At 60.6% G+C, this 14,250-nt stretch carries 13 protein-coding genes; 7 read left to right on the top strand and 6 right to left on the bottom strand.

Annotation, left to right across the window (positions count from 1 at the left end):
- Window positions 1-15: 15 nt before the first annotated feature.
- A complete protein-coding gene (gene leuB, locus AACQ43_RS05930; RefSeq protein WP_043125041.1) occupies window positions 16-1,101 on the bottom strand; it encodes a 3-isopropylmalate dehydrogenase in 1,086 nt (361 codons plus the stop codon).
- 2 nt (window positions 1,102-1,103) lie between these two features.
- The gene (gene leuA, locus AACQ43_RS05925) at window positions 1,104-2,678 is read right to left on the bottom strand and encodes a 2-isopropylmalate synthase (protein WP_011704822.1); all 1,575 of its coding nucleotides are present in this window, start codon (window positions 2,676-2,678) and stop codon (window positions 1,104-1,106) included.
- A 407-nt stretch (window positions 2,679-3,085) separates the two neighbouring features.
- Here leuA and AACQ43_RS05920 point away from each other — a divergent pair, with 407 nt between their 5' ends.
- The 6 genes from AACQ43_RS05920 (at window position 3,086) to ilvN (ending at window position 8,233) form a co-directional block, all read left to right on the top strand.
- A complete protein-coding gene (locus tag AACQ43_RS05920; RefSeq protein ID WP_011704823.1) occupies window positions 3,086-3,709 on the top strand; it encodes a TetR/AcrR family transcriptional regulator in 624 nt (207 codons plus the stop codon).
- A gap of 125 nt (window positions 3,710-3,834) precedes the next feature.
- A complete protein-coding gene (locus tag AACQ43_RS05915) occupies window positions 3,835-4,335 on the top strand; it encodes a phosphatase PAP2 family protein (RefSeq protein ID WP_168966437.1) in 501 nt (166 codons plus the stop codon).
- Window positions 4,335-5,444: an MJ1255/VC2487 family glycosyltransferase gene (locus AACQ43_RS05910; RefSeq protein WP_168966435.1), complete on the top strand. Its 1,110-nt coding sequence runs from the start codon at window positions 4,335-4,337 to the stop codon at window positions 5,442-5,444. Before AACQ43_RS05915 ends, AACQ43_RS05910 begins: the two co-directional genes overlap by 1 nt.
- Window positions 5,445-5,480: 36 nt before the next feature.
- Complete coding sequence (locus AACQ43_RS05905; protein ID WP_011704826.1) at window positions 5,481-5,633, top strand: hypothetical protein; 153 nt, start codon at window positions 5,481-5,483, stop codon at window positions 5,631-5,633.
- A 387-nt stretch (window positions 5,634-6,020) separates the two neighbouring features.
- A complete protein-coding gene (locus tag AACQ43_RS05900) occupies window positions 6,021-7,739 on the top strand; it encodes an acetolactate synthase 3 large subunit (protein WP_168966433.1) in 1,719 nt (572 codons plus the stop codon).
- A complete protein-coding gene (gene ilvN / locus AACQ43_RS05895; RefSeq protein WP_076362481.1) occupies window positions 7,739-8,233 on the top strand; it encodes an acetolactate synthase small subunit in 495 nt (164 codons plus the stop codon). The genes AACQ43_RS05900 and ilvN overlap by 1 nt, the downstream gene beginning before the upstream one ends.
- 393 nt (window positions 8,234-8,626) lie before the next feature.
- Here the strand turns inward: ilvN and pta are convergent, their stop codons facing one another.
- Together pta and AACQ43_RS05885 are read right to left on the bottom strand one after the other, a co-directional pair.
- Complete coding sequence (gene pta / locus AACQ43_RS05890) at window positions 8,627-10,798, bottom strand: phosphate acetyltransferase (RefSeq protein ID WP_017410280.1); 2,172 nt, start codon at window positions 10,796-10,798, stop codon at window positions 8,627-8,629.
- A gap of 51 nt (window positions 10,799-10,849) precedes the next feature.
- On the bottom strand, window positions 10,850-12,052 hold the full coding sequence (locus tag AACQ43_RS05885; protein WP_011704831.1) for an acetate kinase: 1,203 nt from the start codon (window positions 12,050-12,052) through the stop codon (window positions 10,850-10,852).
- Window positions 12,053-12,354: 302 nt separating this feature from the next.
- On the opposite strand from AACQ43_RS05885, the gene yfbV reads away from it, so the two are divergent.
- Entirely contained in the window at window positions 12,355-12,795 is a 441-nt protein-coding gene (yfbV, locus tag AACQ43_RS05880; RefSeq protein WP_011704832.1) for a terminus macrodomain insulation protein YfbV, read from the top strand.
- Window positions 12,796-12,850: 55 nt separating this feature from the next.
- Here yfbV and AACQ43_RS05875 read toward each other — a convergent pair whose 3' ends face one another.
- Together AACQ43_RS05875 and bcp are read right to left on the bottom strand one after the other, a co-directional pair.
- Window positions 12,851-13,351: a YfbU family protein gene (locus AACQ43_RS05875; RefSeq protein WP_010634968.1), complete on the bottom strand. Its 501-nt coding sequence runs from the start codon at window positions 13,349-13,351 to the stop codon at window positions 12,851-12,853.
- Window positions 13,352-13,764: 413 nt separating this feature from the next.
- Window positions 13,765-14,229, bottom strand: a complete 465-nt coding sequence (gene bcp / locus AACQ43_RS05870) for a thioredoxin-dependent thiol peroxidase (RefSeq protein ID WP_076362480.1) — start codon at window positions 14,227-14,229, stop codon at window positions 13,765-13,767.
- Window positions 14,230-14,250 lie beyond the last annotated feature (21 nt).

Raw genomic sequence — 14,250 nt, 5'->3', positions numbered from 1 at the left:
ATCAATGCCGTGGGGTCAGATGCGCGCGGCGATCTGGCTGCCCATCTCGGCCGTGCTCTGCACCGGGTGACGGGCGCTGGCCTGATGCAGGTCGGCGGTGAAGTAACCCTCGGCCAGGGTCTGGGCCACGGCCTGCTCGATGGCCTGGGCGGCGGCTTCCTGGCCCAGGCTATAGCGCAGCATCAGGGCGGCGGAGAGGATCTGGGCGATGGGGTTGGCAATGCCCTTGCCGGCGATGTCCGGCGCCGAGCCACCGGCCGGCTCGAACAGACCGAAGCCCGATTCGTTGAGGCTGGCGGAGGGGAGCAGCCCCATGGAGCCGGTGATCATGGCGCACTCGTCTGAGAGGATGTCACCGAACAGATTGGAGCAGAGCAGCACGTCGAACTGGGACGGATCCTTGATGAGCTGCATGGTGGCGTTGTCGATGTACATGTGATTCAGCGCCACGTCCGGATAGGACTTGGCGACTTCGGTCACCACTTCGCGCCACAAAATGGAGGAGGCGAGCACGTTGGCCTTGTCGATGGAGGTGACCTTGGCCTTGCGCACCCGGGCCGACTCGAAGGCGATCTTGGCGATGCGCTCGATCTCGAAGCGATGGTACACCTCGGTGTCGAACGCCTTCTCGGTGGGGCCTTCCCCTTCACGCCCCTTGGGCTGACCGAAGTAGATGCCACCGGTCAGCTCGCGCACGCAGGCAATGTCAAAACCGCGATCCGAGATGTCGGCCCGCAGCGGTGAGAACTGCTCCAGACCGGTGTAGATGCGGGCCGGACGCAGGTTGCAGAACAGCTTGAAGTGGGCGCGCAGGGGCAGCAGGGCGCCGCGTTCCGGCTGATCGTTGGGGGGCAGGTGCTCCCACTTGGGGCCGCCCACCGAGCCGAACAGCACCGCATCGGCCGCTTCACAGCCTGCAATGGTGCTCTGGGGCAGCGGGGTGCCATGGTTGTCGATGGCGATACCGCCCACGTCATGGCGCTCGTAGTCGAGGGCGAAGCCGAATTTGGCCTGCACCTTTTCCAGCACCTTGACGGCTTCGGCCATCACTTCCGGGCCAATGCCGTCACCCGGCAATACTGCGATCCGATAACTGCTCATACTCACACGCTCTCCGTATTGATCTTGTCTGTTTTTGCGACGTTGCGTTCCATCTGTTCGGCCACCTGATCAGCGCGCCAAATGCTGTTGATCACGTGGATCAACGCCTGAGCGGAAGACTCTATGATGTCGGTGGCCAGGCCCATGCCATGGAATTTGCGGCCCTTGTACTGTGCGACTATGTCGACCTGGCCGAGGGCGTTCTTGCCTTCCCCCTTGCCCTTGAGTTCGTACTTGTCGATGCTGATCTCGTAGCCTGTGATGCGGTTGATGCACTGGTAGACCGCGTCCACCGGGCCGTTGCCGGTGGCGGCTTCGCTGACGATCTCCTGGCCCACCTTCAATTTCACCGAGGCGGTGGCCATCACCGAGCTGCCGCTCTGCACGCCGAGGTACTCCAGCTTGAAGTGCTCCGGCTCTTCGTGGATCTGGCTGAAGAAGGCGAGGGCCTCCAGATCGTAATCGAACACCTGCCCCTTCTTGTCGGCCAGGGTGAGGAACTTGCCGTAGAGATCGTCGAGGTCGTAACTGCTCTCGGCGTAGCCCATGGACTCCATCCGGTGCTTGATGACGTGGCGGCCGGAGCGGGAGGTCATGTTGAGGTTGTTCTGGGTGAGGCCGATGCTCTCCGGGGTGATGATTTCGTAGGTGTTTTTCGCCTTGAGCACGCCGTCCTGATGGATGCCGGAGCTGTGGGAGAAGGCGTTGGCCCCGACGATGGCCTTGTTGGGCTGCACCGGCATGTTGCAGAGCTGGCTGACCAGGGCGCTGGTGCGATGAATTTCGCTGTGGCGGATGTTGGTGTGTACCCCGAGCAGGTCGGCGCGGGTTTTCAGGATCATCGCCACCTCTTCCAGCGAGCAGTTGCCGGCCCGCTCGCCGATACCGTTGATGGTGCACTCGATCTGGCGGGCCCCCATCTGCACGGCGCCGATGGAGTTGGCCACCGAGAGGCCCAGATCGTCGTGGCAGTGCACCGAGATGATGGCCTGATCGATGTTGGGTACCCGGTTGAACAGGGTCTGGATGATGCCGGAGAACTCGGTCGGTACCGTGTAGCCGACGGTATCGGGAATATTGATGGTGCGGGCACCGGCCTTGATGGCGGCCTCCACCATGCGGCACAGGTTGTCTATCGGGGTGCGGCCCGCATCCTCGCAGGAGAACTCCACGTCGTCGGTGTAGCGGCGGGCATGCTTGATGGCGCTGACCCCCATCTCCAGCACGTCTTCGAAGCTCTTCTTCAGCTTGCTCTCGACGTGGATGGAGGAGGTGGAGATGAAGGTGTGGATGCGAAAGGCTTCGGCGACCCGCAGGGCTTCGCCGGCGGCGTCGATGTCCTTGGGCAGGGCGCGGGCGAGGGCACAGACCCGGCTCTGCTTGATGTGGCGGGCGATGGTCTGCACCGATTGAAAGTCGCCGGGGGAGGAGACCGGGAACCCCACCTCCATGACGTCGACACCGAGCCGCTCCAGCGCCTGGGCGATCTGCAGCTTCTCCTTGACCGTCAAGCTGGCCGCCAGAGCCTGCTCACCATCGCGCAGGGTGGTGTCGAATATGATGACCCGATCTGACATGTGACTTCCCTCTTCCTAAGTTCGGTGACGTGCATCCTGCGTTGGCATAAAAAAACCCGTGCAGGGTGCACGGGTTTTTGTAAATTCCGGCTATGCCTGAGCCCGGCTACAAGGATCCCGCGCGACTGGTCGCGATTAGGGAGATTAGTAGTAGCCGAGCGGCAATACGCATGATGAATCAATCCTTCCAGTCGATAACGCTTTTACCAATATCGAGATTTTTATGCTGTGTCAACCGCGCAGACCCGGTTCATTTCGCTGGTTTATTTAATCGGATTGTAAAGGAGTGCAAATTTACTTGTCCCATATTCGGCCCTTGCACGATTATCTGGTCATTCCTGCTGTACTCGATCATCTGTGCAATCAGATCGACTTGTCAGTTTTTGCTGAATTATCTGAGGTATTAAATGGAAAAACGTAGACCTGGTCGTCCGGTCGGACGTTCTGACATTCGTGACAAGTTGCTCTCTGCCGCCCGTGAGCGTTTTCTCAACACCCCCTACAGCAAGGTGACGACCCGTGAGATCGCCGAGCTGGCCGGCTCCAATCTGGCGATGATCCACTACTACTTCGGCAGCAAAGAGGGTCTCTACAAGGCGGTGCTGGGCGATGTGGCCGAGCCGCTGGATCAAGCCTGGCACGATGAGGCCGGCAACCGCAGCCTCAACGATCTGCTCAACACCTACTATCAGGTGATGGCGCCCAACAGCGAGCTGACCTCCGCCATCTCCAGCGCATTATCGACCGAGAAGAGCCCAGGTCGGGATTTTGTGCTGAACCGCCTGCTGGAACGCCAGCTGCCCCAGTTTGATGCCTTGCTGGAGTCCATGAAGAACAACGGCGAACTGGGTGACAACCTGGATCCCGAGATGCTGAAGATCTCCTTCCTCAGCATGATGTGGCAGCCGTTCGTGATGAAGGATCTCTACGAGCAGGTGTTCGGCCTGACCGTGGATGAACACTTCATGGCCCGCTTGGCGGATCACAACTGCCGTCTGATGGAAAACGGTCTGCGCGGCACTCTGAACTGATCATTTGCCACCTGGACAGCAAAAAGGGCCATTCGGCCCTTTTTTCATAAATCTGTTATCCCACGTTCAACCAAGTGTCACCCCGTCGCCCTAGTCTGCTTCAAGACTTCAGGGAAGGAGGGGTTATGAACAAGATCCAGCAATGGGACCTGCAGGTGTGCCGTATCTGCCTGCTGCACGCCTACAACCGGCCACAAGCCAGGATCAGCCGGCTCATCTCCCGGACCGGTGATGGCCCCCTTTACGCCGTGCTGGCGGCCCTGCTCTGGTGGCAGGGGGAGGCCGAGCGCGAGCTGGTGAAGCTGGCGCTGCTCGCCTTCGCCTTCGAGCTGCCGCTCTACCTGCTGCTGAAAAACCTGCTCAAGCGCCAGCGCCCGGCGGGGTTGCCGGTCTTCATTACCCCTTCCGATCGCTACAGCCTGCCCTCCGGTCATACCGCCGCCGCCTTTCTGATGGCAACCGTGCTGGCCGCCAGCTTCCCGCTGTGGGCCCCCTTGCTGTTTGTCTGGGCCGCGCTGGTGGGGGCGTCCCGTCTGCTGCTCGGGGTGCACTATCTGAGCGATCTGGTGGCCGGCGCCCTGCTCGGCGGTGGCTGCGCCCTGCTGGCGCTCAGTTGGGGCCAATGATGAGGATCCTGTTCGGGGTACAGGGCACCGGCAACGGTCACATCAGCCGCAGTCGTACCCTGGCGCGGGCGCTGCGAGCCCGTGGTCTGGAGGTGGACTATCTGTTCAGCGGTCGCCCTGCGGACGGTTACTTCGAAATGGCTGAATTCGGCGATTATCGTGCCTTTCCCGGCATCACCTTCGTCAGCCACGAGGGGGCCATTTCGGGCTGGCGAACCCTCAAGGGGCTCTCGCCGCTGCGCTTCTGGCGCGACATGCGGGCACTCGACTGCCGCGACTACGATCTCGTCATCAGCGATTTCGAGCCGATCAGTGCCCACGCCGCCCGCCGCTGGGGCAAGCCGAGTCTCACCATCAGCCACCAGGCGAGCTTCGACTGGCCCATTCCGCGCTGGGGGGAGAGCGGCTTCAACCGTCAGCTGATGCGTCACTTCGCGCCGGTACGCCAGGCGCTCGGGTTGCACTGGTTCCACTTCGGTCAGCCCTTGCTGCCGCCCATCATAGACGCCATCCCGCCTGCACCCGACAATCAGCAGATCCTGGTCTACCTGCCGTTTGAGCAGACCGAGGCGATCGCTGCCCTGCTGTCGCGCTTCAACCAGCAACGCTTCGTCTGCTTTCATCCGGCCATTCGCAGCGCCAGCCAGTGGCGCAACATAGCGTTCGAACCGCAGGCCAGGGAGGGGTTCAAGCAGATGCTGGCCGGCTGTCGCGGGGTCATCACCAACGGTGGCTTCGAGCTCGCCTCGGAGGCGCTCTCCCTAGGCAAGAAGCTGCTGGTCAAGCCGCTGGGGGGCCAGTTCGAGCAGTTGACCAACAGCAAGACCCTGGAGCTGATGGGGCTGGCCCGTCTGATGGATGCGCTCGATGCCAACGCGGTGCGGGCCTGGCTGGATGCCGCCGCCCCTGGCCAGATTATCTACCCAGATGTTGCCAATGAGCTGGCGGGTTGGCTGGCGGACGGAGCGCAGGAGAGCGTGCCGGCGCTCTCTCGCCGGCTGTGGGCTCGCACCTTGTTCCCGGAAGAGGTGTGTGATCGGCTGAGCGAGCTGGAGGGGGGCAGCCCGCTAAACAGCAGTTGGTTATCGCAAGTGAGCGCCTTTGACTAGACTGAGAGGGATCCCACCAAGGAGAGGACGGACACCATGCGCTTTACCAATGAAAACGGCGACACCATGAATCTGGCGGACAATCTCACCCTGCACGAGCTGCTGGACATGGGGGTCAGTATCTCGGTCTGCGAGGAGACGGATCCGGATCAGCAGATCTGGCTGGCGGAGCCGGAAGAGGATCATTGATCCCCTGCCAGGCTGCGAGCCCACCTATGCGGTGGGCTTATTTTTTCCATCCAGGGCGGCCGTGGCAGCATGATCCGCTGGTCATTCCCCCAACTTCCCCGCATTGTCCCCACCCTTTTTCTCAAGTCACTGAATGTTAATAGCTGTTTGAAATTTATGACTGTTCTGGTCAGACAAAGCCGTGGACAAGCGTTCACAAGCGGGTTAAGTTGGTTTTTCACCCGCTTTTCGGGTGAATGATGGAAAAAACCTATTTTTCTACTATCGACAGCGCCGAACTCGCCGGGTCCGTATTCAGACAACAACAATGCACGGACCGGCGGTGCCGGGAAGCAGCGGACTGCCGATAGCTTTCGCTTAACGGAGCAAAGCCTGGAGGGCTTTATCATGGAGATGTTATCAGGCGCCCAGATGGTGGTTAGAGCGCTGGAAGATCAGGGAGTTGAGCACGTTTTCGGCTACCCTGGTGGCTCAGTGCTCGACATCTATGACGCTCTCTTTGAAAACGGCAAGATGGAGCATGTCCTGGTGCGGCACGAGCAGGCCGCGGTGCACATGGCGGACGGTTACGCCCGCTCCACCGGCAAGGTGGGCACTGTGCTGGTGACCTCGGGTCCTGGCGCCACCAACTGCATTACGGGGATCGCGACTGCCTACATGGACTCCATCCCCCTGGTGATCCTGTCCGGCCAGGTGCCGACCAGCATGATCGGGGAGGATGCATTCCAGGAGACCGACATGATCGGCATCTCCCGCCCGGTGGTGAAGCACAGCTTCCTGTGCAAGAAGGCCAGCGACATTCCCGACGCCATCAAGAAGGCCTACTACATTGCTGCCAGCGGCCGCCCGGGGCCGGTGGTGGTGGATCTGCCCAAAGACGTGCAGAACCCGAAAGAGAAGTTTCCCTATCAGTATCCCGAGATGGTGTCCCTGCGTTCCTACAATCCGACCAAGTCGGGCCACAAGGGGCAGATCAAGCGCGCCGCCAAGCTGCTGGTGGAGGCCGAGCGCCCGGTGATGTACGTCGGTGGCGGCGCCATCAATGCCAATGCGGATCACCTGGTGACCAAGCTGGCGGAGCTGTTGAACCTGCCGGTGACTACCACCCTGATGGGGCTGGGGGCCTTCTCCGGCACCCATCCGCAATTCATCGGCATGCTGGGGATGCACGGCACCTTCGAAGCGAACAAGACCATGCACAACGCGGATCTGATCTTCGCCGTGGGTGCCCGCTTCGATGATCGCGTCACCAACAACGTGGCCAAGTTCTGCCCCAATGCCACCATAGTCCACATCGACATCGATCCCACCTCCATCTCCAAGACGGTGCAGGCCCATGTGCCCATCGTCGGCTCGGTGGAAACCGTGCTGGAGCAGATGCTGGAAGTGATCCGCGAGTGTGGTTTCGACAACGACAAGCAGGTACTGGCGGACTGGTGGAGCCAGATCGGCCAGTGGCGCTCACGCAACTGCCTGGCCTACGAGACCCACCCCACCCTGATCAAGCCGCAGCAGGTGATCGAGACCCTCTACAAGGTGACCAAGGGGGAGGCGTTCGTGGCTTCCGACGTGGGCCAGCACCAGATGTTTGCCGCCCTCTACTACCCGTTTGCCAAGCCGCGCCAGTGGATCAACTCCGGCGGCCTCGGCACCATGGGGTTCGGCATTCCGGCCGCCATGGGCGCCCAGTTTGCCAACCCGGATGCGGTGGTCTGCTGCGTCACCGGCGACGGTTCGGTGCAGATGAACATTCAGGAGCTCTCCACCTGCATGCAGTACGGGGTGCCCATCAAGATCATCTCCATCAACAACCGGGCGCTGGGCATGGTCAAGCAGTGGCAGAAGATGTTTTACGGTGGTCGCCACAGCCACTCCTACATGGAGTCGCTGCCGGACTTCGTCAAACTGGCGGAAGCCTATGGCCATGTCGGCATCGCGGTGAGCGATCCGGCCGAGCTGGAGAGCGCCATGGAGAAGGCCTTTGCCATGAAGGATCGGCTGGTGTTCATGGATATCTCGGTGGACCCGGATGAGCACGTTTATCCGATGCAGATAAAGTTCGGCGCCATGGACGAGATGTGGTTGAGCAAGACGGAGAGAACCTGATGAGACACATCATTTCAGTACTGCTGGAAAACGAATCCGGCGCCCTGAGCCGGGTGGTGGGCCTCTTCTCCCAGCGCGGCTACAACATCGAGACCCTGACGGTTGCCCCCACCGAGGATCCCACCCTGTCGCGAATGACCATCGTCACCATGGGTGACGAGCGGGTGCTGGAGCAGATCCAGAAGCAGTTGCACAAGCTGGTGGACGTGCTCAAGGTATGCGACTTGAGCGAGGGTGAGCACATCGAGCGGGAGATCGCGCTGGTCAAGGCGCGCGCCGCCGGTGGTGGTCGTGACGAGCTGAAACGGCTGGCGGATATCTTCCGCGGCCAGATCGTCGACGTCACTCCCGAGCTCTACACGGTGCAGCTGGTAGGCACCAGCGACAAGCTGGATGCCTTCATCAAGACGGCGGCTCAGACCAACGAGATCATCGAAGTGGTGCGTTCCGGCGTCTGCGGTATCTCCCGTGCCGACAAATCCCTGCGTCCCTGAGCCGGTGGCTGGCGGGTTTGTTGTCCAAAGGGGCTCCTCGGAGCCCCTTTTTCATGGGCGCAAAGCGCGGCCGAGTCTGTCATTTTCTTTCAAATGATCGGTAAACTATCCACAAAAGCTGTGGAAAAGTCTGTAGATTAGCGGTGTGTCTGACGTTAGTGTGCTGATCTTAAAGAAGTATTTGGATCTGATCTCGGCTGGGGCGCAATTGTGCAATCGCCTCTGGCGGGTGTGAGCGTTTGCTTATCTCGCCGCCCTTGCCGGGCTGGCCTCTGAACGAGAAGACGGGATCCGTGCTGGATCCTGATTTGATCTCGCGGATCAACATCTGCCCGTCAGCCATAAAAAAACCCGCCTTGCGGCGGGTTTTTCAACAGGGATAAGCTCGGTCGATTACTCGGCCTGGGCTGCCTGGATACCGGTCAGGGCGATGGTGTAGACGATGTCGTCCACCAGGGCGCCACGGGACAGGTCGTTGACCGGCTTGCGCATGCCTTGCAGCATCGGGCCGATGGAGACCAGATCCGCAGAGCGCTGTACCGCCTTGTAGGTGGTGTTGCCGGTGTTCAGGTCCGGGAACACGAACACGGTGGCTTTACCGGCAACCGGTGAGTTCGGTGCCTTGGACTTGGCCACGTTCTCCATGATGGCCGCATCGTACTGCAGCGGGCCATCGATGATGAGGTCGGGACGCTTGGCCTTGGCCAGCTCGGTGGCTTCACGCACTTTCTCTACATCGGCGCCGGCGCCGGAGGTGCCGGTGGAGTAGGAGATCATGGCGACGCGCGGCTCGATGCCGAAGGCGGCAGCGGAGTCGGCGGACTGGATGGCGATCTCGGCCAGCTGCTCGGCAGTGGGATCCGGGTTGATCGCGCAGTCACCGTAGACCAGTACCTGGTCCGGCAGCAGCATGAAGAAGATGGAGGAGATCAGGGAAGAGCCCGGAGCGGTCTTGATGATCTGCATCGGCGGACGGATGGTGTTGGCAGTGGTATGCACTGCGCCGGATACCAGGCCGTCAACTTCATTGCGCTCCAGCATCATGGTACCCAGTACCACGTTGTCTTCCAGCTGCTCGCGGGCAACCACTTCGGTCATGCCCTTGTTCTTGCGCAGTTCGACCAGACGAGCCACATAGCGCTCGCGCACGGCAACCGGATCGATGATCTCGACGCGGTCGGTCAGTACCACGCCCTGCTGTTCGGCAACGCGACGGATCTCTTCCGGGTTGCCCAGCAGGACCGGACGGGCGATGCCACGCTCGGCACAGATGGCGGCAGCCTTGATGGTCCGCGGCTCTTCCCCTTCCGGCAGCACGACGCGCTTGTTGGCCTGACGGGCCAGTTCGGTCAGCTGGTAGCGGAAAGCCGGCGGGCTCAGGCGACGGGAACGGGTGGACTTGGCGGAGAGAGACTCGATCCAGTGCTTGTCGATGTGGCCGGCCACATAGTCCTGCACCAGCTCGATCCGCTCGCGGTCATCTTCCGGAATGTCGACGTTGAAGTTTTGCAGGCTGACGGCGGTCTGCCAGGTGTTGGTGCCGGTGATCATGATCGGCAGGCCGGTGGCCATGGCCTGTTGGCACAGTGCCATCACCTGCGGTTCCGGATGGTAGTTGCCGGTCAGCAGCAGGGCACCCAGCTTGACGCCGTTCATGGCGGACAGGCAGGCGGAGACGATGACGTCGGAACGGTCGCCGGAAGTGACCAGCAGGCTGCCCGGGCGGAAGTGCTCGATCATGTTGTGGATGGAGCGGGCACAGAAGGTCACGGTCTGCAGGCGACGGCTGTCCAGCTCACCCTTGTGCAGGATCTTGGCGGCCAGGTGCTTGGCGAGATCCTTGGCGCGCGGGGCGATCAGCTGGGTATTCCAGGGGATGCAGCCGAGGATGCGCAGCGGGCTCTTGCCAAATACCTGCAGCACTTCCAGGTTATGGGCGGCGTCGGAGGTGTGGTGGTGGGCCTCGAACATCTCGGTCAGGTCGGGGCGGGTCACGCCATGCTCGTCAACCGGTGCACCCACCTTGTTGATGACGCAACCAACGATACGGGGGTTGTTGACGCCACCGAAGTTGGAGCAGGCCAGCTCGATACGCTCTTTCAGCTTCTGGCTGGAGTCGTTGCCCGGATGGGTCACGAACACCATGTCGGCGTCCAGCGCCTTGGCGACGTCGTAGTTCAGCTTGTTGGCAAACGGCTGCTTGTCGGTCGGTACCATACCTTCGATGACCAGCACTTCGGCACCGCTGGCCTTCACGTGCTCTTCGAAGCGAGCCACGATCTCTTCCAGCAGAATGTCGGTGTTGCTGGAGGTGATCATGTTCTCGGCGTAGGAGAGGGCGAACGGCTCGGGCGGGTTGATGTTGGCAGCGGCGCGGATCACGGCGGTGGAGCGCTCGGTACCGGTTTCACCCGGACGCGGCTGAGCGACCGGTTTGAAGAAGCTGACATTGACACCGTGACGCTCCATGGCGCGAACAACGCCAAGACTCACGGAAGTTACGCCGACACCAGTGCCGACCGGGATAAGCATAATAGTGCGTGCCACTTTATACCCCTTGTTCATTTTTGGGATCAGGAAAAGGCCGCCCTTGGGCGGCCTTGCTCTACAGCGAAATTATGCGCCAACCAGTTCCAGCGCGTCGTGGGCGATGACCCACTCTTCGTTGGTCGGGATAACCAGGGCTTTGGTGGAACCAGCCTTGGTGATCTCGCCACCCTTGCCGAAACGAGCCTTCAGGTTGGCGTCGTGATCGACGTCGAAGCCCAGCAGACCCAGCTTGTTCAGGGTGATTTCACGGATCGGGGCGGAGTTTTCACCGATACCACCGGTGAAGACCACGGCGTCCAGACGACCGTCCATGGCGGCGGCGTAGGCGCCGATGTACTTGGCCAGGCGATAGCAGTAAACGTCCATGGCACGCTTGGCTTCTTCTTTGCTGTCGTAGTTGTCTTCAACGAAACGGCAGTCGGAAGTGACTTCGGTCAGACCCTGCAGGCCGGACTCTTTGGTCAGCATGGTGTTGATGTCGGCCACGCTCATGCCCAGTTTGTCGTGCAGGAAGAAGATGATGGCCGGATCGATGTCACCGGAACGGGTACCCATCACCAGGCCTTCCAGCGGGGTCAGGCCCATGGAGGTGTCGACGGATTTGCCGTTCTTGATGGCGCAGACGGAACCGCCGTTGCCCAGGTGGCAGTTGATGATGTTCAGCTCTTCCACCGGCTTGTTTAGCTGCTTGGCGGCTTCCAGGCTGATGTAGTAGTGGCTGGTGCCGTGGGCGCCGTAGCGACGGATGCCGTTCTCTTTGTAGAGCTTGTACGGCAGGGCGTACAGGAAGGCTTCTTCCGGCATGCTCTGGTGGAACGCGGTGTCGAACACGGCAACGTTCTTCTCGGCCAGCGCCGGGAACACGCGACGGGCTTCACGGATACCGATCAGGTGAGCCGGGTTGTGCAGCGGCGCGTACGGTACGGCGGCTTCGATGCCGGCGATGACGTCGTCGCAGATGCGCACGGAGGAGGTGAAGCGCTCACCGCCGTGTACCACACGGTGGCCGATGGCGATCAGGTTCTTGGACAGCTCCGGGTTGAGCGGCAGGATCTTGTTGACGATGTAGTCCAGCGCTTCCTGGTGAGCGGCACCGGCGCCCAGATCGGCACTGCCTTTCTCACCGTTCAGTTTCCACTTGATGCGGGCGTCGTCGAGGTTGAAGCACTCGGCCAGGCCGGACAGCAGGTCATCACCGGTGGTTGCGTCAATGACAGCAAACTTCAGGGACGAGCTGCCACAGTTAAGAACAAGAACCAGCTTACTCATGAATAAATCCTATCGCAGATTGGGTTGTGTAGGAGGATGCGTTGGACGAGCCGTGTCCAAAAACTTTCAACTTATCCTTATGAGGGTTGGCAATCTGTTGCTTGCCCCTTGTATAGTGATACAAGACCCGAAATCCAGACGTCCCTGACAGCGCAACGGCAGGCCGTTGGCGCAAAAATTGGGCGTACAAAGGATAACCCGATTGTTGAAAAATAACAAAGTCATCCTCAACCTTTGTTATTGCGCATCAAATATTGTCGTGGTTTTGCCGTTAATACGTTCAAAAAGAGCTCGGAGGTAGCATGAGCATGAACATTTTTGGAACTAAGTTACAGCAAGGCCGTCATTATATGACCCTTTGGCCCCGCCGTCCCGAGCTTAATTCCATGTTCCCGGAGAATCGGGTGATCAAGGCCACCGAGTTCGCCCTCAAGGTCATTCCGGCGCTGGCGGTGCTCAGCGTCATGCTGCAGTTCCAGTTCGGCGAGCTGCATTACTGGCCTTCGGTCATGACCTCGGTGCTGTTTCTGCTCAGCCTGCCGCTGCAGGGTTACTACTGGCTCGGTCAGCGTGCCGATACCCGGCTGCCACCCTCCCTTGCCAGCTGGTATCGCGAGATCAACGGCAAGATGAACGAGCAGGGCGGTCGTCGCCAGCTGGTGGCCCAGCCCCGATACGAAGAGCTGGCCGATACCCTCAACGCCGCCTTCAAGCAGCTGGACAAATCCTTCCTCTACGAGTGAGGCCTGTGGCCCATGACTCGGACCAAGGCGCCTCGCGGCGCCTTTTTCATGTCTATCAGGCTGCCAGAACCTTGCGGATCTCCTGAATGGAGAGCTTGTACTGACGCGGGCACTGGCGCCAGACCGCCAGCATGCGCTGGTACTTGTCGCGCATGGCGATATCGCTGGAGAGCTCGTCACACGGGCACTTGAGCTCGGGGAAGCGCTTGTCCACCTCCAGCAGGAAGCAGACGTAATCGGCCAGCTCCCGCTCCTGGCTGCGGCTATAGCCGTTGAACTCCAGCCGGCTGGCATTGATTTCGCCCTGATCGGCCGCTTCCAGGTTGCCCCAGGAGATGGCCAGTGCATGGTGCAGTTCCAGGGTGTCGATCACCTCTTGGCAGGTGGCCAGATCCAGATGGCCGAAGCTCTTCTCCAGTTCGAGGATCTGCAGGCAGTAGCCGCGCTCGATGATGGTGCTGGCCCGTTGGTAAAACGCCGCCTTCTCCGGATTGAGTTTGGCCAGGATCTCGTACTGGTTGCTCAGGATCAGACGTTCGGTGTGGCTCATGTTCATGGGCTTTTCTCACTGGAAAATGAAACTGGGGCCACGTTAACCCATATATAAGATGAATTTTTTGATCTGGCAGGGGAGGTTGGCGAGATAGCGGGGCGGGAAATCAACGTCGGCCCCGGCTGGTTAATTAAATGTAACGGCAGGCGGCTTGCTTTCTGGCTCGCTGGCGCAACAATAAGGGCGTCATTTGGCCTGTGCCGAAAGACCCGTCACCAAGGCATCCCATCGTGGATGCAAGCCGGCGCCTTCATGACAAACGAGAACGTCGCCGCCAGTCATTTTCCTGGCAGGCGAGCCGAAGGACCGGGCATCGAGCCTCCAGCCCGCAACGCGAGGCAGGCAACGACATGCGAATAGAAAAAGGGCCTGCGCTTGCAGGCCCTTTCCATATAGGCAGTACCGGTATCTGGGGGTCAGCCCTTGAGCAGGTCGAGCACCACCTGATGGTGATCGCTGGTCTTGAACTTGTCGAAACGGTGGGCAATTTTGCCCTCTTCGTCGATGAGGAAGCTCAGCCGGTGGATACCGTCATACTCCTTGCCCATGAACTTCTTCGGGCCCCAGACGCCAAACGCATCGGCCACCGCATGATCTTCATCGGCCAGCAGGCGGAAGTTCAGGTTGTCGCGCTCCTCGAATTTTTTCAGCCGCTTGGCCGGATCCGGGCTGATGCCGAGCACCACCACATTGAGGGCGGCCAGCTCGGCGTTGACGTCGCGCAGGCCGCAGGCCTGGGTGGTGCAGCCAGGGGTCATCGCCTTGGGATAGAAGTAGATGAGCACTTTTTTGCCGCGCAGGTCGGCAAGGCGTACCTGGTTGCCGTCCTGATCGGACAGGGAAAAATCGGGGGCCAGGCTGCCAGCGGATAAAGGTTGCATGGGATCTCCTTGGATGAGCCG

This window comes from Aeromonas sp. DNRA1 (assembly GCF_963888745.1).
Lineage (GTDB): Bacteria > Pseudomonadota > Gammaproteobacteria > Enterobacterales > Aeromonadaceae > Aeromonas > Aeromonas hydrophila.
This window is presented reverse-complemented; position numbering and strand designations above follow the sequence as displayed.